This is a genomic window from Streptomyces sp. NPDC093261 (assembly GCF_044753645.1).
Lineage (GTDB): Bacteria > Actinomycetota > Actinomycetes > Streptomycetales > Streptomycetaceae > Streptomyces.
Window position 1 is genome coordinate 994,965 of the sequence record NZ_JBIVNO010000001.1, and the last position, 18,984, is coordinate 1,013,948.

Annotated in this window: 12 protein-coding genes; 6 read left to right on the forward strand and 6 right to left on the reverse strand. The window is 72.0% G+C overall.

Translation table 11 applies throughout. The annotated features are described in order from the left end of the window. The first annotated feature begins 51 nt into the window (after positions 1-51). Both pepN (ACIP94_RS04530) and ACIP94_RS04535 read left to right on the forward strand, forming a co-directional pair. Complete coding sequence (pepN, locus tag ACIP94_RS04530) at positions 52-2,631, forward strand: aminopeptidase N (RefSeq protein WP_402419386.1); 2,580 nt, start codon at positions 52-54, stop codon at positions 2,629-2,631. Positions 2,632-2,839: 208 nt separating this feature from the next. Then, positions 2,840-3,901 carry a hypothetical protein gene (locus tag ACIP94_RS04535; protein ID WP_402419389.1) on the forward strand — a complete coding sequence of 354 codons (1,062 nt, stop codon included), beginning with the start codon at positions 2,840-2,842 and terminating at the stop codon, positions 3,899-3,901. A gap of 75 nt (positions 3,902-3,976) precedes the next feature. Here ACIP94_RS04535 and ACIP94_RS04540 read toward each other — a convergent pair whose 3' ends face one another. After that, complete coding sequence (locus ACIP94_RS04540; RefSeq protein WP_402420378.1) at positions 3,977-5,185, reverse strand: glycosyltransferase; 1,209 nt, start codon at positions 5,183-5,185, stop codon at positions 3,977-3,979. Between the two features lie 249 nt (positions 5,186-5,434). Between ACIP94_RS04540 and ACIP94_RS04545 the strand changes: the two genes are divergently transcribed. Further along, a complete protein-coding gene (locus ACIP94_RS04545) occupies positions 5,435-6,004 on the forward strand; it encodes a GNAT family N-acetyltransferase (protein WP_402419392.1) in 570 nt (189 codons plus the stop codon). A 51-nt stretch (positions 6,005-6,055) separates the two neighbouring features. On the opposite strand, the gene ACIP94_RS04550 is transcribed toward ACIP94_RS04545, so the two are convergent. Next, the gene (locus ACIP94_RS04550) at positions 6,056-7,822 is read right to left on the reverse strand and encodes a TIGR03767 family metallophosphoesterase (protein WP_402419395.1); all 1,767 of its coding nucleotides are present in this window, start codon (positions 7,820-7,822) and stop codon (positions 6,056-6,058) included. A gap of 247 nt (positions 7,823-8,069) precedes the next feature. Then, a complete protein-coding gene (locus ACIP94_RS04555) occupies positions 8,070-8,534 on the reverse strand; it encodes an NUDIX hydrolase (RefSeq protein WP_402419398.1) in 465 nt (154 codons plus the stop codon). A gap of 351 nt (positions 8,535-8,885) precedes the next feature. Between ACIP94_RS04555 and ACIP94_RS04560 the strand changes: the two genes are divergently transcribed. Beyond that, a complete protein-coding gene (locus tag ACIP94_RS04560; RefSeq protein ID WP_402420381.1) occupies positions 8,886-12,206 on the forward strand; it encodes a S8 family serine peptidase in 3,321 nt (1,106 codons plus the stop codon). A gap of 71 nt (positions 12,207-12,277) precedes the next feature. On the opposite strand, the gene ACIP94_RS04565 is transcribed toward ACIP94_RS04560, so the two are convergent. Both ACIP94_RS04565 and ACIP94_RS04570 read right to left on the reverse strand, forming a co-directional pair. Then, a complete protein-coding gene (locus ACIP94_RS04565; RefSeq protein WP_402419401.1) occupies positions 12,278-13,033 on the reverse strand; it encodes a hypothetical protein in 756 nt (251 codons plus the stop codon). Position 13,034: 1 nt separating this feature from the next. Continuing rightward, entirely contained in the window at positions 13,035-13,574 is a 540-nt protein-coding gene (locus tag ACIP94_RS04570; RefSeq protein ID WP_402419404.1) for an RNA polymerase sigma factor, read from the reverse strand. 340 nt (positions 13,575-13,914) lie between these two features. Here ACIP94_RS04570 and ACIP94_RS04575 point away from each other — a divergent pair, with 340 nt between their 5' ends. Both ACIP94_RS04575 and pepN (ACIP94_RS04580) read left to right on the forward strand, forming a co-directional pair. Next, positions 13,915-14,931 (forward strand): aspartate-semialdehyde dehydrogenase, encoded by a 1,017-nt coding sequence (locus tag ACIP94_RS04575; protein WP_402419406.1) that lies wholly within the window; start codon positions 13,915-13,917, stop codon positions 14,929-14,931. 147 nt (positions 14,932-15,078) lie between these two features. Beyond that, positions 15,079-17,700, forward strand: a complete 2,622-nt coding sequence (gene pepN / locus ACIP94_RS04580) for an aminopeptidase N (protein ID WP_402419409.1) — start codon at positions 15,079-15,081, stop codon at positions 17,698-17,700. 238 nt (positions 17,701-17,938) lie between these two features. Here the strand turns inward: pepN (ACIP94_RS04580) and ACIP94_RS04585 are convergent, their stop codons facing one another. Then, the gene (locus ACIP94_RS04585) at positions 17,939-18,907 is read right to left on the reverse strand and encodes an EamA family transporter (RefSeq protein WP_402419412.1); all 969 of its coding nucleotides are present in this window, start codon (positions 18,905-18,907) and stop codon (positions 17,939-17,941) included. Positions 18,908-18,984: the final 77 nt, after the last annotated feature.

Sequence of the window (18,984 nt, forward strand, 5' to 3'; positions counted from 1 at the left end):
TGGCAGGATCGGTCCTTGTCCGCCGATCCAGCCGACCCAGGGAGTGCCCCCGTGCCCGGTGAGAACCTTTCCCGCGACGAGGCCCGGGAGCGGGCCGCCCTGCTGTCCGTCGACGGGTACGACGTATCGCTCGACCTGCGCTCCGCCGTGGGCGAGGCACCTGCCACCGGCGGGCCCCGCACCTTCCGTTCGGTCACCACGATCCGCTTCCGCTGCGCCGAGCCGGGCGCCGCGAGCTTCGCGGATCTGATCGCCCCGAGCGTCACCGCCGTCTCGCTCAACGGCAAGGACCTCGACCCCGGCGAGGTCTTCGACGGCACCCGCATCCTCCTGGAGGACCTGGCCGCCGAGAACGAGCTGGTGGTCGACGCCCAGTGCGCCTACTCCCGCACCGGTGAGGGCATGCACCGCTTCGTCGACCCGGAGGACGGCGAGGTCTACCTCTACACCCAGTACGAGCCCGCCGACTCGCGCCGCGTCTTCGCCAACTTCGAGCAGCCCGACCTCAAGGCCCCCTTCCGCTTCGAGGTCCGCGCCCCCGAGGGTTGGACGGTGTGGAGCAACGGCGCCGGCGAACGGCACGACGGGGTGTGGCGGTTCGCGGAGACGAAGCCCATCTCCACGTACATCACCTGTGTCGTGGCGGGCCCGTACCACTACGTCACGGACACCTACACCCGCGCCCTCGACGACGGCACGACGCTGGAGATCCCCCTCGGCGCGATGTGCCGCAAGGGCCTGGCCCGGCACTTCGACGCGGACGACGTCTTCCTGGTCACCAAGCAGGGCCTGGACTTCTTCCACGACCACTTCGACTACCCGTACCCCTTCGGGAAGTACGACCAGGCGTTCGTGCCCGAGTACAACCTCGGCGCGATGGAGAACCCGGGCCTGGTCACCTTCCGCGAGGAGTACATCTTCCGCGGCAAGGTCACACAGGCGTCGTACGAGCGCCGGGCCAATGTGATCCTGCACGAGATGGCCCATATGTGGTTCGGCGACCTGGTGACCATGGTCTGGTGGGACGACCTGTGGCTGAAGGAGTCCTTCGCGGACTTCATGGGCTCCTTCTCGCTGGTGGAGGCGACCCGCTTCACCGACGGCTGGATCACCTTCGCCAACAACCGCAAGGCATGGGCGTACCGCGCCGACCAGCTCCCGTCCACGCATCCGATCACGGCGGACATCCACGACCTGGAGGACGCCAAGCTCAACTTCGACGGCATCACCTACGCCAAGGGCGCCTCCGTGCTGAAGCAGCTGGTGGCGTATGTGGGGCGGGAGGCGTTCCTGGAGGGCGCGCGGCGCTACTTCAAGCGGAACGCCTATGGCAACACGCGCCTCGGCGACCTGCTGTCGGTCCTGCAGGAGACGAGCGGCCGGGACATGACGGCCTGGGCGCGCTCCTGGCTCCAGACGGCGGGCGTCAACTCGCTGACCCCGCAGGTGCTGCTGGGCGCGGACGGCCGGATCGCCGAGCTGTCCGTGCTCCAGGAGGCGGCGGAGTCACATCCCGAACTGCGGCCGCACCGGGTCGCGGTGGGCCTGTACCGCACCGAGGGGGACGCGCTCGTGCGGTATGCGCGCGCCGAGGTGGACGTCCACAGTGCGCGGACGGTGCTCGGCGAACTGGCGGGCGCCGAGGCGCCGGAGCTGGTCCTCGTCAACGACGACGACCTGACGTACTGCAAGGTCCGCTTCGACGAGGCCTCGCTCGCGACCCTGAAGGACCGCCTCGGCTCGCTCACCGACCCCCTCGCGCGGGCGTTGTGCTGGTCGGCGCTGTGGAACCTGACCCGGGACGCGCTGCTGCCGGCCCGGGACTTCGTCGACCTGGTACTCCGGTTCGCCGGCCGGGAGTCCGACATCGGTGTGCTCCAGATGCTGCACAACTGGGCACAGTCGGCGCTGACGTACTACGCGGCACCCGAGTGGCGGGAGACCGGCGGCCGGCTGCTGGCCCAGGGCGCGCTGCAGGAGCTGCGGCAGGCGGAGCCGGGCGGCCAGCACCAGCTGACGTGGGCGCGGTTCTTCGCGGCCGTGGCCGGCGACGAGGCCGAACTGGGGCTCCTGCGGGCACTGCTGGACGGCACGACGGAGATCGACGGCCTGGAGGTGGACCAGGAGCTGCGCTGGGCCTTCCTTCAGCCGCTGGCCGCGCACGGGGCGGCGGACGAGTCGGTGCTCGCGGCGGAGCTGGCCCGCGACGACACGGCCTCCGGGAAGCGGCACCAGGTGCGCTGCCTGGCCGCGCGCCCCTCGGCGGCGGTCAAGGCCCAGGCGTGGGCGCAGGTCGTCGAGTCGGACGCCCTGTCGAACGCACTCGTGGAGGCGACCATCGCGGGCTTCGTCCAGCCGTCGCAGCGGGAGCTGCTCGCGCCGTACACGGCGAAGTACTTCGCGGCGATCGACCGAGTGTGGGCCGAGCGGTCCATCCAGATCGGGATGAACGTGGTCAGGGGCCTGTTCCCCGCGCTCCAGGACTCGCCAAAGACGCTCGCCGCGACGGACGCGTGGCTCTCGGCGCACCAGGACGCGCCGCCGGCGCTGCGCAGACTGGTGCTGGAGGCGCGTGACGACCTGGCGCGCACCCTGCGCGGTCAGGCGTGCGACGCGGAGGCGGGCCGCTAGGCACCCGGCGGGACAGGGGCCCGGGAAGGGCCCGGGAAACGACAGTTACGAAATACGAGTATCGGAACCCGTAACCCGTCGTCCCCCCGGCCCGCACCTGCGTCTTTCGGCAGTCGAACGCACGTACTTTAGCTGTAGATTGTCCGGATTTGTCGACGAGCATGTAACAGCGGTTATCGGACGGATCGGGCGCGGGAACGCCGGGGTCATGAACCACAACACCCCGCTTTCCCCCCGCCCCCTCCGTCATCTGTCGGAGGCACAGCGCCGGGTGCTGACCACCGCCCAGCTCCGCGCCCACGGTGTGACGGCCGCCGAGATCGTCGAGCACACCCGGCCAGGCGGCCCCTGGCAGCAGTACCTACCGGGCGTGTACCTCCTGCACCAGGGACCACCGACCGTCGAGGAACAACTGCACGCGGTGCTGCTCTACGCGAGCCGCGCGCCGCTCGCCACCCCCGCCGGCGTCCCCGCGCAGCCGGGCGCGAACGGCCCCCATGCCCCGGTGCGCTACCCCGACGCGATGATCACGGGCCTGGCCGCGCTGACCCTCCAGGGCTTCTGCTGCACACCCACCCTGCCGGCCCTGAGGCAGATCGACGTCCTCGTCCCGCGGTCGCGGCGGCTGCGCAGCACCGGCTGCGCGCGGGTGATCCGCACCCCGCTGCTGCCCACCCCCCGGCTGCTGGCCGGCCTGTCCGTCGCGCCGGTCCCGCGCGCCCTGGCCGACGCGGTGGCCCAGTTGCCGGAGGCGGACGCGGTGCGCCGGCTGCTGACCGAGGCGGTGAGCGGCGGCCACTGCGAACCGGCCGCGGTGGTACGGGAGCTGAACCAGGAGCGTCTGCTGAGCCGGCCGCATGTGGTGGACGCGGTGGACTCGCTGCTGGCGGAGGGCCGGGCGATCGCGGAGGACCGTCTGTACCGGATGGTGCGCCACCACGGCCTTCCCGACCCCGTGTGGAACGTGGACCTCCGGCTCCCCGGCGGCCCCCATCTCGGCGGCCTGGACGCGTACTGGCCCGAGCAGGCCGTGGCGGTGGAGCTGGACACCCGGGCCCCGCGCCAGGGCGACCGGCAGGACGACGACGCGCTGTGGTCGGAGTACGCCCGCAAGCGCGAGCACCTGGAGCGGCTCGGGATCACGGTCGTCCACATCACGCCGAAAAAGCTGCGGGACGCGCCGGAGCAGCAGGCGACGGTGGTCCGCACGGCCCTGATGGCGGCGGCGGACCGTGAGCCCGCCGCGTACGTCGTCGTGCTGCCCCGGTAGAGCGCCGGGAGCAGACGTTCAGGAGGGGAGAGGAGGGGCCGCCCGTGGGCGGCCCCTCCTCGTGCGCCGGTTCCGTCAGAGCGGCTCGTGCAGCGGAGGCTCCGGGAGGGGCGGCCGTACGGACTCCGTGTGGACCTGGTCGATCAGCGCCGCGTATGAGGCGATCATGCGGGTGCGGCTGAAGCGCTCCCGGCTGCGCTCGAGGACCGGGGCGAGATCGGCGCGGGCGACGACGGCGTCGCCCCAGGCCGTAGCGATCGCCTCGGGGTCCGGCGGGGTGAGGAAACCGTGCCCGGCGACGATCGCCGCGCTGTCGCCGACATCGGTGGCGACCGGGACGGCCCCGCACATCATGCCCTCGATCAGGCACAGCGGCGCCGCCTCGCCCCAGGCCGAGGTGAGCGCCACCACGTCGGCGGCCGCGTAGACGGTCTCCATGTCGCGCCGGACACCCAGCAGGTGCAGCCGGTCGGCGAGCGCCAGGTCGTCCCCGAACGCCACGTCGATGTCGGCGTGCAGGCCGGGCTGGCCGGCCGACATGCCCGCGCCGCACACCAGCACATGCCCCTCGGGCTGCTGCCGCAGCCAGGCCCGGGCGGCGCGCAGGAACAGCGGGACGTTCTTCATGGCGTCGTAGCGGGCCGCGAAGACGACGACCGGCGCGGAGTCCGGGATGCCGAGCGCGTCGCGCAGCCGGAGCCGCCGCGCGGGGTCGGGCCGGAAGCGCAGCAGATCGACACCGTTCGGGATGACATGCAGCACCTCGGGCGGGATCCCGGCGGCCGCGTAGGCGGCCCGGGTCGACTCGGCGCAGCAGACGCAGGCCACGACCGTGCCGTCGGCGATGGCGGCCTTCAGCTCGTCGAGCGCCCCGCCCTGGTTCTCCGGGTCCGAGCGGTGCAGGGAGACGATCACCGGGCGGCGCGGCAGGCCCGCCTGGTTGAGCAGGCCCAGCGGCTGCTCCTTGAGCGACAGGATGACATCGGCGCCCGCCATCGCCCGGGCCGTCGTGGCCAGCTCCGGCCCGGTGAACACCGCCGGGTCGGCGCCGAGGCCCCCGGGCAGCCCGGAGACGCGGCCCAGCGAGGTGACCTCCACCCCGGCCGCGGTCAGCGACCGGTAGCAGGCGTCGTCCTCCATCGCCTGACGGGTGGCCTCGCGAAGCACCTCTCCGTGGACGCTCAGCACACGATGGCGCTGACCGCCCTCCTGGAGCCCCAGGACGACATCGCTGTGGAGAATCCGGGCGCCCCCGGAGAAGAAGCCGTCGTACACCGACAGCACGCGCAGTTGGTGCCTCAGCAGCACGCGACCACCCGCCTTGCACACATCTCGAACCATCCCCGTGAACTGCGGGTTGTCCGATATGAGGCGGCACAGATGTTTCATCCGGATGAACGGCGTGTCTCATCTCCGGGGCAGATGGGTTTACACCGTAATTCGGTGATCCCGACCATGCGCACCGTGACCACCCGAGGGCGCCGGCCCCGGAATTCGATGGTCCGGGCGCGGCCCCGGTGCGACCATGACCGGATGACCGAGCCGCTCACCCTGGCGATCACCACGGACGACGGACGACGCTACACCCTGCGGGAGGCCGTGCCCGCCGACGAACCGGGCGTCCTTTCGCTCTTCGCGTCCGGCGGCGCGTATGTCGAGGCCGCCACCGGCCTGCCCTCGGGCCCCGCCGACCTCCAGAGCCTGTACTACAGCCTGCCGCCGGGCGCGGACCCGCAGGACAAGCTGGTTCTGGTGGTGACGGAGGACGGCGGCCGGGTGGTCGGGATCATCGACGCGGTGCGGCGCCACCCGGCACCGGACGCCTGCGCGGTGGGCCTGTTCCTGCTGCATCCGTCGCTGTGGGGCACGGGGACGGGCCGGGCCGTGGCCGGGGCCCTCCTGGACCGCGCGGCCGCGTCCGGCGTCATCCGGGTGACGGCGACGGTCCCGGTGGACTGGCCCCGGGGCCGCCGCTTCCTCGCCTCGCTCTCCTTCCGCTTCACCGGGCCGGCCCCGCGGGGCCCGGTCGCCGCCAACCGGTCGGCGGGGCCTCGCGAACCGGTCGTGGAGCGGGCGGAGCTGGTGCCGGTCCGGCGGGGATGAGACCCCGGCCGGCCCGGCGGCCCGAGCCCTGGACGTGGGTCGGCCGCGGGGTCAGCCCTTCTTCAGGACCAGTTCCGTGTTGCGGTCGGACGGGTTGCCCGCGAGCGTCTTGTCGGCGCCGGGGGCGTTGAAGGACAGCTCGCGGTACAGGGCGGCCAGGCCCGTCTGGGTCAGGTCGGCGACATCGGTGTGGTGCGGGGCCGCGGACTCGATGAGCGTGGTGAGGACCGAGAGCGTGCCGTCCTTGTTGTCCACCAGCTCGATGACGTTGGCGAGCTGGGGGTAGTCGACGTGCGAGGCGGTGGAGATCTCCCAGAAGGAGCGGCCGCCGGAGGCTGCGTGCGGGGTGATGCGGTTCTTGTGGATGTGCCCGTTCACCCAGGCCAGCACGTTGGGGTGGCGGCCGAGCAGCGCGATGACCTCCTGGCCGTCGTGCCGCCGCTCGCCGGGGCGGGCGGGGTCCGGGCGCGTGTTGGACATCGTCGTGCTGGTGTGGTGGCTGAAGACGACGGCGTAGGAGTCCTTGTTGTCGCGCAGCGTCTTGTCCAGCCACGTCAGCTGGGCCGTGCCGATGGAGCCGTTGTAGTGGCCGCCCGGGTCGGTGGTGTCGAGGCTGATGCCGACGACGTCGTCGGCGATGCGGAAGGAGTAGTACTGGGTGCCGGCGTCCACGTTCGCCGAGGAGTAGCCGTGGCCGACGGGACCGTGGCCCGCGTACGCCGGGTCGAGATGGGCCTTGAGGTAGTCCGCCGGGGTGTAGGGGGCGCGCTTCTCGTCGGGGGTGACCGAGCGTGTGGCGCGGGCGTGGGCCTTGAGCAGATCACGGAACTGGACGCCCTTGGGGTCCTTGGCGTACTTGATGGAGTCCTGAAGCTTCCTCGCCTCGGCCGCGGACAGCTCCATCAGCTTCTTTCCGCCGATCGCGAACTCGGCGAGGTACGGGTCGCCGTGTCCGTAGCAGCCGAGCGGGAGGGCGTCGTGGTTGCCGACGGTGGAGTACCAGGGCAGGTTGAGGCCGGGGCTGCGCACCTCGCGGATCGCGGCGGCCAGGAAGCCGTGGATGTGCGGGAAGCCGAGCTGCTTGTCGGCGTCGCGGACGGTGGAGTCGGGCTGCCAGTAGAGCTTCAGACCGCTGTTCTGGACGCCCTCGTAGTGCCGCGGGTCACCGGAGTTGGGGGTGATGCGACCGCCGCTCATGATCTTCATGAACCATTCCAGCTCGGACTTGGCGTTGTTGTCCGTGTTGTCGCCGGTGGTCATGACGAAGTGGAGGGGGGAGCCGGTGACGGGGGCGCCCCGCAGCGAGTTGACCCGCTCGACCAGAGCGATCGCGCCGGGCACGGTCAGAGCCTCGTGGGGCCGCCAGGCGTGCCGGTCGGTGGAGCGCAGGAACTCCAGCCGCAGGGGGTGCTGACTGTCCATCAGGTGCAGATCGGTGAACTGCACGAAGGCGGCGAGCGTGGTGCGGCGGCCGGCGCGGCCGGCCTTGGGCGTGGCCAGCTCGCTGCGCACGACGCGCTTCCAGCCGGGGCCGTCACCGAGCCGGCGGTACCCGGAGCCGCCCCGCGGGGCGGCGACCGTGGCGAGCGTGGTGCCCTTGGTGTAGGGGGCGAGGGGGGCGGCGGCCGGGGCCTGCCGGGAGACGGCGACGGGCGCCTCGCCCTGCGCGGTGTGCCCGGCGGAGTGGTCGGCGGCCCGGCTCTCCTCGGGCCGCAGCGCGGATCCGACCCCCGCGGTGAGGGACATGGCCCCGGCGGTGGCGAGCAGAGCGCGACGATTCATGGCAGCCGCCGTGGCGACAGAGCGTATGCGCGACATGGCGCGATCTCCCCGAGTACGAACGCGTCAGCAGTGGTCGCGGGACGGTCGCCGAAGCGAACGTCCCGCTCGCCCTGGATCGTTGGCACCGGGGATGGCCTGCGCGTGAACGCGACGGCAACACGCAGCGCCGATCACCCTACGTCGGTCTCGGGCTACCCCGCGCGTTCGCGACCGCTCGCCCAACGGCCGGGGGGCGGTCACTCCGCGTTCATGTTCCGGGGTATCGAGGCAGGTTCCGGAGGTGTCAGTGCCCTCCTCCGGTGAGCGGTGACCGGCCGGCCGCGGGGCGCTCGCGCCACAGGGAGAGCCCTGTGTCGACAAGCCCGACCCGCCTCAGCTCCGGCACGGCGGCCAGATCATGCCAGGCAGCGAGGTCCGTGGAGCCACCGACCTCGTTGCGGAGCGCGCCTCCCGTGATCCGCCCCTCGTAGACGAGCCGCAGGCCATGGTGGTCGACGGCCCGGCCGAGGCGGTCGCCAAGGTCGTGGCGGACGGAGTCCACGCCGAGCAGAGCGGTGGGTTCGATGAGATAGCCGGTCTCCTCCTCCACCTCCCGCAGGACGGTGTCGTAGGGGTCCTCGCCGTGTTCCATGCCGCCGCCGGGCAGGGTCCACTCGGGGGTGCCGTCGCGATCCCACCCCCGGGCGAGTAGAAGCTTGCCGTCGCGAACGCAGATGGCGTAGGCCGCCACCCTCAACTTCTGGCGCACACGGGGACGTTAACCCGGCCGGGCCGGGACCGGGGGGCGAACGGGCGGGCGGAGGGGACCGCGACCCCGTCACTGCGCGCGCACGGATGGGGGCGGAGAGCCGCCACTACGCGCGTGGACGCACAGCCGGCTCACAGAAATGTCCCGGCCTGCTCCACTAAGTCCTCGATGACGTATGGCGGGATTGCGCCATGACTCCATCCCGTCTCGGTCAACTCTCCCCAAACATATGCCCCTTGGGTAAAGCTGAGCGGTCACCCGGACCCGACATCCGGACGACCGCGGTCAGAACCGGTCCATCTCCGGTTTCCGGCCGCGTCACCCACGTTCCTTTACCAACAAGGGATGCCGATGACCCCCGACCCTCACCGCGCCCCGATATCGGGCGCCAGACGCGTGGCCCGCATAGCCGTCGCCGCGGGTCTCGTGGCCGCGCTCTCCGCCGCCGGGCCGATACCTCTGGCCCTCGCCGCGGGCCACACCCCCGCGGGGACCGACCCCACCGTCAAGTCCGCGACCGCCAAGCTCGGTTCGGACGACGCGGACCTCCTGGCGCAGGCCAAGGCGGACGGCGCCAAGAACGTCACCATGATGATCGCGACGGCCCCCGGGCAGACCGGGCAGGTCGCCAAGGAGCTGGACGCGGTGCGCGGCGGCTCCGTCGGCCGCAGCTACGACAAGCTCGGCTACGTCCGTGCCACCGTCCCGACCGCCAAGGCCGACTCGGCCATCGCCGCCGCCGCGAAGCTGTCCTCGGTGCACGCCATCGACCTGCGGCGGGAGATCCCGCTCGACGACCCGACCCCGAGCGCGGACACCGCCAAGGGCGCGACGGGCAAGGGCACGGCCACCTACACCGGCCCGAGCAGGAGCACCCCCGCCGAGAACCCCTACAACCCCTCCTTCGAGACGGGCGCCGTCGACTTCGTCAAGGAGCACCCGAAGGCGGACGGCCGCGGCGTCACCATCGGCATCCTCGACTCGGGCGTGGACCTCGGCCACCCGGCGCTGCAGAAGACCACCACCGGCGAGCGCAAGATCGTCGACTGGGTGACCTCGACGGACCCGATCGTCGACAGCGACGCGACCTGGCGTCCGATGGTCACTCCGGTCTCCGGGCCCACCTTCTCCTACGGCGGCCAGACCTGGACGGCGCCGGCGGGCTCGTACGAGATCAGCACCTTCAAGGAGTCCGCGACCACCGGCGGCGACGAGAAGGGCGACCTCAACCGCGACGGCGACACCACCGACAGCTGGGGCGTCCTGTACGACCCGGCGGCCGGCACGGTCACCCTCGACCTGAACAACAACCACGACTTCAGCGACGACACGCCGATGAAGCCGTACAAGGACGGCTACCAGATCGGCTACTTCGGCACCGACGACCCGAAGACCGACGTCGTCGAGCGCGTGCCGTTCGTCGTGCAGATCCGCAAGGACGTGCCGATGGACCCCTACGGCGGGTCCTGGGTCGGCAAGAAGGCCGACTTCGTCAACATCGGCGTCATCCAGTCCGAGCACGGCACCCACGTCGCCGGCATCACCTCCGCCAACGGCCTGTTCGGCGGCAGGATGAACGGCGCCGCCCCGGGGGCGAAGATCGTCTCCTCGCGCGCCTGCACCTGGACCGGCGGCTGCACCAACGTCGCGCTCACCGAGGGCATGATCGACCTCGTCGTCAACCGCGGCGTCGACATCGTCAACATGTCCATCGGCGGTCTCCCGGCGCTCAACGACGGCAACAACGCGCGTGCCGAGCTGTACACGCGCCTCATCGACACCTACGGCGTCCAGCTCGTGATCTCCGCGGGCAACTCGGGCCCCGGCGCCAACACCATCGGCGACCCGGGCCTCGCGGACAAGGTGATCTCGGTCGGCGCGGGCATCTCCAAGGAGACCTGGGCCGCCAACTACGGCTCGCGGGTGGACAAGAAGTACCAGCTGATGCCGTTCTCCTCGCGCGGCCCCCGCGAGGACGGCGGCTTCACGCCGACCCTCGTCGCCCCCGGTGCCGCGATCAACACCACCCAGACCTGGCTGCCGGGCTCCCCGGTCGCCGAGGCGGGCTACTCGCTGCCGGCCGGCTACTCGATGCTCCAGGGCACCTCGATGGCGTCCCCGCAGGCCGCGGGCGCCTCGGCGCTGCTGCTGTCGGCCGCCAAGCAGAAGAACATCGATCTGTCGCCCGCCAAGCTGCGCATGGCCCTGACCTCGACCGCCGACCACATCAGAGGGGCGCAGGCGTACGAGGAGGGCGCGGGCAGCATCAACATCGTCGACGCCTGGGACGCGATCCGCCACGACGCGGCCGCCCACGACGCCGAGCCCATGAACTACGTGGTCAAGGCCCCCGTCGACACCGCCATCGACAACGCGCTCAAGACCCCGGGCTTCGGCACGGGCCTGTACGACCGCGAGGGCGGGCTGAAGGCCGGTGAGAGGAAGACGTACGACATCACGATCACGCGTACGTCCGGCCCGGACAAGGCGGTCCGCCACGAGCTGAACTTCGAGAACAACCACGGCGGCACCTTCCGGATCCTCGGCTCGGACGAGGTGAGACTGCCGCTGAACCAGCCGGTGACCGTGAAGGTCCAGGCGGCTCCGAGGTCCGCGGGCATCAAGAGCGCGATCCTGGAGGTCGACGACCCGAGGACCGAGGGCGTCGACAAGCAGATCCTCACCACGGTCGTGGTCTCCACGCCGGTCAAGTACACCTACTCGGCGTCGAGTTCGGTGCAGCGCAACAGCAGCACGTCGTACTTCCTGACCGTGCCCGAGGGCGCGAGGTCGCTGGAGGTCGCGATGAGCGGGCTGAAGGACAAGAGCCAGACCCGGTTCATCTCGATCCACCCGTACGGCGTTCCGGTGGACAACACCTCGACGCCCAACTGCTACAACAACTACTTCGACGGCAACGGCTGCAAGCCCGACGTCCGCTCGTACGCCGATCCGCAGGCCGGCGTCTGGGAGATCGAGGTCGAGGCCCGCCGTACGTCGCCGATGCTCGACAACCCCTACCAGCTGGACGTCACCGTCCTCGGCGCGGCCTTCGACCCGCAGACCGTGACGGTGCCCGAGGCCAAGGTCGGCGCCCCGGCCACCGCCTCCTGGAAGGTGACCAACACCTACGCGGCGCTGGACGGCAGGCTGGTCGGCGGCCCGCTCGGCTCCTCGAAGACGGCACGGCCGACCATCAAGGGCGGCGAGACCCAGACCAGCACGGTGGAGGTGCCCGCGGGCGCCACCTCGCTGGACGTCGCCATCGGCAATGTGTCCGACGCGGCCGCCGACCTGGACCTCACCGTGTACGACGCGAGCGGCAAGCAGGTCGCGCAGTCCGCGGACGGCGACTCGGAGGAGTCGGTGCACATCGCCTCGCCCGCCGCCGGCACCTACACCGTCGCGGTCGCGGGCTACTCGGTCCCGTCCGGCTCGACGGCCTACGACTACCAGGACGTGTTCTTCTCCCCCGCCCTCGGCCAGGTCACGGTCGACGACGCGACGCCGGTGAAGCTCGGCACGGGTGACTCCGCGACGGTCTCCGGGTCGGTCACCGCGGCCGCGGCGGCCCCCGAGGGCCGGGAGTTCTTCGGCCAGGTCCGGCTGGTCAACGCGCGCGGCACGGTCGCGGGCGTGGGCAGCGTGAAGATCGAGAAGCTCACGCCGTAGGTCTCCGTACGGCGGTGAGGGCGGGCGCCCGTCGCCTTGTGACGGGCGCCCGCCCTTCGTCGTCGTACGGGTCAGCCCGGCCCGCCCGAGGGGCACCCCGTGTGCCGGGAGCCCGGCAGCGCCTTGGTGATCCAGGCGCGGTTCGCGGCGACGCGCCCCTCGCCCACGGCCCACAGGGTCGGGCCGTCCCCGTCCCGCGGGACACGGATCAGCACATGCTGGCCCCGGCGCGGCTGCGGCTCGGCCCGGCCGTCGAGGAGCACGGTGACGCGGGACGGCCCGCCCTCGGGCCGGTAGTACCGCGTGACGGTCAGCTCCACCCTGGTCCTGGGGCCGCCGAGCGGTCCCACCTCGCTCACCGTCCCCTCGACGACGAGCCGGGAGCAGGCCACCTCCCGCTCGGGATCGGACGGCGGCGACCCGTCTTGGGCCGTTGCGCCGTCGGCAGCGGCGGCGCTGCCCTTGGACGCGGCGTCGTCCGCTCCCCCGCCGAGCGCGACGAGCCGGGCCAGCCCGACGACGGCCGACAGCGCCACCACGGCCGCCAGCGACCCGAGGGCGAGGCGCAGGGGCCGCCCGCGGCGCGCGAGCCTCACCGGACGCGGGGCGAACGGACGGCTCGGGGCCCCGGCCGGCGACTGCACCCCGGCCGGTGGCGCCGCCAGCGCATCCCCGAGAACGCTCAGCTGTTCCCGCAGCAGTGCCACATCGGCCAGGGCCGCCCGGTGTCCCGTCATGAACTCGACGTCGGAACGCGCCGCGTCCGGCAGCGGCTCGCCGGTGATCGCCGCCATCAGCGCGTCGACGCCGTCGTACTCGGCGGCCATGTCACACCACCTCGTCCTCGTGCAGACGGGCGCGCAGCGCGCGGACCGCCGAGTGGAGCCTGCTCTTGACGGTGCCCTCCGGGATACCGAGCTGCTCCGCGATGTCCCGCACCGGCAGATCGGCGTAGAAACGCAGCACGACGACCTGGCGCTGGGGGTCGGGCAGCTCGTCCAGGCCCTGGGCGACGGCGAGCGAGAGCACGCTGGAGTCCTCCCCGGAGGGGTGGTCCGGCTGCCGCAGGGACGCCAGCCGCTCCCCCAGGCGCACCTGGCGGCGCCTGGACCGGTGCCAGTCCATCGCCAGGTTGGAGGCGACGACCGCCGCCCACGCGGACACGTCCCGCGGTGCCTCGCGCCCGCTCGCGGTCCGCTCCAGCAACCGCAGACGGACCTGCTGCACCCCGTCCGGCAGGTCCGTCTGCGGCACCCCGCCGAGCGCGAGCACCGCCCGCACCCGCCGTTCCTGGGCCGCGTCCAGGGGATCGTCCACCGCGTGGTCCGCCCCCGGCCCGCGGCGGGCCTTTCTGCGCAGCACAGCCACCCCTCCCCTTGCGCGTTTCCCCTACGACGCCTCAGGGGGCCGAAACGTTCGCGGGAGGTCCGCGCCACACGGCAGAGGTGTACATCACACCGTCGTGTAAGCCGCTCGGGCAGGGGCAGGCACGCGGCAGCACAGCTTGCGGCGCGGAGCCCCTGTCGGATGACTTTCTCCAGCTCAGCGGGGGTGGAGGCAGGACATCCGCAACCGCCGGCGGAGAGGTGACGTCCCACTCCTCGGGCAGGCCGCGCAAAGAATTGGACAGCCGGGCCGGGGTCGGCCGCATGATGGAAAGGCCTCGGCCAGGCACTACGCACGCAGAACACACGCAGAGGGAGTCGCCGTGAGGGTCGGAATCGTCGGAGCCACCGGTCAGGTCGGCACGGTCATGCGCAGGATCCTCACGGAGCGGAACTTCCCGGTCACCGAGCTGCGCCTGTTCGCGTCGGCCCGCTCCGCGGGGACCGTCCTCGACGGCGTGACGGTGGAGGACGCGGCCACGGCCGACTACACCGGCCTGGACATCGTGCTGTTCTCCGCGGGCGGCGCCACCTCGAAGGCGCTGGCCGGGAAGGTGGCCGCGCAGGGCGCCGTCGTGATCGACAACTCCTCGGCCTGGCGCAAGGACCCGGACGTGCCGCTGGTCGTCTCCGAGGTCAACCCGCACGCCGTGGTGAACCGCCCGAAGGGCATCATCGCCAACCCGAACTGCACGACGATGGCCGCGATGCCGGTGCTGAAGCCGCTGCACGAGGAGGCGGGCCTGGAGGCGCTCGTCGTCGCCACCTACCAGGCGGTGTCCGGCTCGGGCCTCGCGGGCGTCGCGGAGCTGCACGGCCAGGCCCAGAAGGTGGTCGCCGACGCCGACAGGCTGACCCATGACGGCCAGGCGGTCGACTTCCCCGAGCCGCACGTCTACCAGCGCCCGATCGCCTTCAACGTGGTGCCCCTCGCCGGCAACCTCGTCGACGACGGCCTGAACGAGACGGACGAGGAGCAGAAGCTCCGCAACGAGTCCCGCAAGATCCTGGAGATCCCCGGGCTGAAGGTCTCCGGCACCTGTGTCCGCGTCCCGGTCTTCTCCGGCCACTCCCTCCAGGTCAACGCCCGCTTCGCGCGTCCGCTCCCGGTGGAGCGCGCCACCGAGCTGCTGGCCGGCGCGCCCGGCGTGGCCCTCTCCGACATCCCGACCCCGCTCCAGGCGGCCGGCCAGGACCCCTCGTACGTGGGCCGCATCCGCCGCGACGAGACGGTGGACAACGGCCTGGCGCTGTTCATCTCGAATGACAACCTCCGCAAGGGCGCGGCGCTGAACGCCGTGCAGATCGCGGAACTGGTGGCGGCGGAGCTGAACGAGTAGACGGCCTCCCCCCTCCCGAAGGGCGCGCGCCGCCGGCGGTGCGCGCCCTTGCTCTCCCCGGCCCCGTGATGCGCTCCTGGGTCATCGCCCAACACCGTGGTGACGTGGAAGGATGGCGCAACCCACACATAACGAGGAGATGACCGCGTGCCTGGCACAAACCTGACTCGCGAAGAGGCGCAGCAGCGGGCGAAGCTGCTCACCGTTGACTCGTACGAGATCGATCTCGACCTCTCCGGCGCGCAGGAGGGCGGCACCTACCGGTCCGTGACCACGGTGCGCTTCGACGTAGCGGACGGGGGCACCTCCCGGTCGAGCGAAGCCGAGACCGCGGGAGGCGTGGAGACCTTCATCGACCTGGTGGCCCCGACGGTCCACGAGGTGACGCTCAACGGCGACGCCCTGGACCCGGCCGAGGTCTTCAAGGACTCGCGGATCGCCCTGCCCGGCCTCCTTCGGGGCCGCAACGTCCTGCGCGTGGTCGCCGACTGCGCCTACACCAACACCGGCGAGGGCCTGCACCGTTTCGTCGACCCCGTCGACGAGCAGGCGTACCTCTACACCCAGTTCGAGGTGCCCGACGCGCGGCGTGTGTTCGCCTCGTTCGAGCAGCCCGACCTCAAGGCCACCTTCCAGTTCACCGTGAAGGCGCCCACAGGCTGGACCGTCATCTCCAACTCGCCCACTCCGGAGCCCAAGGACGACGTCTGGGTCTTCGAGCCGACGCCGCGGATCTCGACGTACGTCACCGCGCTGATCGTCGGCCCGTACCACTCCGTGCACAGCGTCTACGAGAAGGACGGGCGCACCGTCCCGCTCGGCATCTACTGCCGGCCGTCCCTCGCCGAGTTCCTGGACGCCGACGCGATCTTCGAGGTGACCCGCCAGGGCTTCGACTGGTTCCAGGAGAAGTTCGACTACGCCTACCCGTTCCAGAAGTACGACCAGCTGTTCGTGCCGGAGTTCAACGCGGGCGCGATGGAGAACGCGGGTGCGGTCACCTTCCGCGACCAGTATGTGTTCCGGTCGAAGGTGACGGACGCGGCGTACGAGTCCCGGGCCGCCACGATCCTGCACGAGCTGGCCCACATGTGGTTCGGCGACCTGGTGACCATGGAGTGGTGGAACGACCTCTGGCTGAACGAGTCGTTCGCCACCTACGCCGAGGCCGCCTGTCTGGCGCACCACCCGGAGAGCCGCTGGCCGCACTCCTGGACGACCTTCGCGAACTCCATGAAGACCTGGGCCTACCGGCAGGACCAGCTCCCGTCCACCCACCCCATCATGGCCGAGATCAACGACCTGGACGACGTCCTCGTCAACTTCGACGGCATCACGTACGCCAAGGGCGCCTCGGTCCTCAAGCAGCTCGTCGCCTACGTCGGCATGGACGCCTTCTTCAGGGGCGTGCAGGCCTACTTCAAGCAGCACGCGTTCGGCAACACGCGCCTGTCCGATCTGCTGGGCGCCCTGGAGAAGACCTCCGGGCGGGACCTGAAGACCTGGTCGGGGAAGTGGCTGGAGACGGCGGGCATCAACGTCCTGCGTCCCGAGGTGGAGACGGACGCGGACGGGGTCATCACCTCCTTCGCCATCCGCCAGGAGGCCCCGGCGCTCCCGGCGGGTGCCAAGGGCGAGCCGACCCTGCGTCCGCACCGCATCGCCATCGGCCTGTACGACCTCGACGCCGGCAGCGGCAAGCTGCGGCGCGCCGAGGACGGCCGCATCGAGCTGGACGTGGACGGCGAGCTGACCGCCGTGCCGCAGCTCGCGGGCCGGCGCCGCCCGGACGTGATCCTGCTCAACGACGACGACCTGTCGTACGCCAAGGTCCGGCTGGACGAGAAGTCGCTGGCCTTCGTCACCGAGCACCTGGGGGACTTCGACTCGTCGCTGCCGCGCGCCCTGTGCTGGGCGTCGGCCTGGGACATGACGCGGGACGCGGAGCTGGCGGCCCGCGACTACCTCTCGCTGGTGCTGTCCGGCATCTCCAAGGAGTCGGACATCGGTGTGGTGCAGTCGCTGCACCGCCAGGTGAAGCTGGCGATCGACCTGTACGCCGACCCGTCCGCGCGCGAGGCGCTGCTGACCCGGTGGACGGACGCGACCCTGGCCCATCTGCGGTCCGCCGAGCCGGGCAGCGACCACCAGCTGGCGTGGGCCCGCGCCTTCGCGGCGACCGCCCGTACGCCGGAGCAGCTCGACCTGCTGGAGGCGCTGCTGGACGGTTCGCAGACGGTCGAGGGCCTGGTCGTCGACACCGAGCTGCGCTGGGCGTTCGTGGAGCGGCTCGCGGCCGTGGGCCGCTTCGACGAGCCGGAGATCGCGGGCGAGCTGGCCCGGGACAAGACGGCGGCGGGTGAGCGGCACGCTGCCACCGCCCGGGCCGCCCGTCCCACCCCCGAGGCCAAGGCGGAGGCGTGGGCGTCGGTCGTCGAGTCCGACAAGCTGCCCAACGCCGTGCAGGAGGCGGTGATCGGGGGCTTCGTCCAGACCGACCAGCGCGAACTGCTCGCCCCGTACACGGACCGGTACTTCGAGGTGGTCAAGGACATCTGGGACTCCCGCTCGCACGAGATGGCCCAGCAGATCGTGGTGGGGCTCTACCCGGCGGTCCAGGTGTCCGAGGAGACGCTGGCGAAGACCGACGCATGGCTGGCCGCCGCCGAGCCGCCCCCGGCCCTGCGCCGTCTGATCATGGAGTCGCGCGCGGGTGTCGAGCGCGCGCTCCGGGCGCAGGCCGCGGACGCGGCCGCCGCCCGGGCGTAGCCGCTGCCGTCCCGTCGTCACCGGGTGAGGGCGTCCGGCGCATGCCGGGCGCCCTCTGTCCTGCCCGGCCGGTCCGTCGTGCCCGGCCGGTCCGTCGTGCCCGGCCGATCCGTCGTGCCCGGCCGATCCGTCGTGCCCGGCCGATCCGTCGTGCCCGGCCGATCCGTCGTGCCCGGCCGATCCGTCGTGCCCGGCCGGTCCGTCGCACTCGGCCGGTCTGTCCCGTTCAGCCGGTCCGTCACACTCGGCCGGGGTCCGTCTCGTTCAGCCGGTCCGTCACGTTCAGTCGATCCATCACGCTCGGCCGGTCTGTCATGCCCGGCCGGTCCGTCGCGCTCGGCCGCCGCCGTCGAGGGCCGAGCGGGGCGAGCTGGCCGAGGACCGTCGCCCCGAACGCCAGGGCCATCCCCGCGAGCTGGAGGGGGGTGAGCGCCTGGCCGAGTGCCGCCCAGCCCACGACGGCGGCGGTCAGCGGGGACAGCGGGCCGAGGAAGGTGACCTGAGTGGCGGTGAGGCGTCCGATGCCCCGGAACCACAGCCAGTACGCGACCGCCGTGTTCGCGAGCGCAAGGTAGAGGTAGCCGCCGAGGGCCCGCCCGTCGAGGGCTGGCGGCGCCCCCTCGGCGAGCAGCGCGATCGGCGCGATCAGCAGCCCGCCTGCGGTCAGTTGCCAGCCGGTGAGGGCGAGCGGGCCGACGCCGTCCGGGCGGCCCCAGCGCTTGGTGAGCACGGTGCCGATGGACATGGAGGCGGTGGCGGCGAGCGCGGCGAGCACCCCGACCGCATCGAGCGCGCCGGCCGCCTTGAGGACGACGAGGCTGACCCCGAGGGCCGCGGCGGCGCCCGTCAGCAGCGTCCGGACGGTCGGCCGCTGCCCGAGCAGCAGCGCCGACAGGCCGGCCACGAACAGCGGCCCGACCGATCCGACGACGGCCGCCATACCGCCGGGCAGCCGGTACGCGGACAGGAACAGCAGCGGGAAGAAGGCGCCGATGTTGAGCGCGCCCAGCACCGCCGCCCTCCACCACCAGGCGCCGCGCGGCAGCACCCGCCCGAGCGCGAGCAGCAGCAGTCCGGCGGGCAGCGCGCGCATCAGGCCGGTGAACAGTGGGCGCCCGTCCGGCAGGAACGCGGTGGTGACGGCATAGGTCGTGCCCCAGGAGACGGGCGCGAGGGCGGTGAGCAGGGCCGTGGCGTACCGCTTCATGAGTCCCCCTGTCATTCGACCCGGGCGGGTAGGCCGAGCCCCGTTTGACTCAGCACTGATTAGCTTAGCTCTAAGCA

Excerpts from the sequence above, each read along its gene's own strand:
- ACIP94_RS04585 (WP_402419412.1), bottom strand. The coding sequence starts at position 18,907 with ATGAAGCGGTACGCCACGGCCCTGCTCACCGCCCTCGCGCCCGTCTCC.
- ACIP94_RS04560 (WP_402420381.1), top strand. The coding sequence starts at position 8,886 with ATGACCCCCGACCCTCACCGCGCCCCGATATCGGGCGCCAGACGCGTG.
- ACIP94_RS04535 (WP_402419389.1), top strand. The coding sequence starts at position 2,840 with ATGAACCACAACACCCCGCTTTCCCCCCGCCCCCTCCGTCATCTGTCG.
- ACIP94_RS04565 (WP_402419401.1), bottom strand. The coding sequence starts at position 13,033 with ATGGCCGCCGAGTACGACGGCGTCGACGCGCTGATGGCGGCGATCACC.
- ACIP94_RS04550 (WP_402419395.1), bottom strand. The coding sequence starts at position 7,822 with ATGTCGCGCATACGCTCTGTCGCCACGGCGGCTGCCATGAATCGTCGC.
- ACIP94_RS04545 (WP_402419392.1), top strand. The coding sequence starts at position 5,435 with ATGACCGAGCCGCTCACCCTGGCGATCACCACGGACGACGGACGACGC.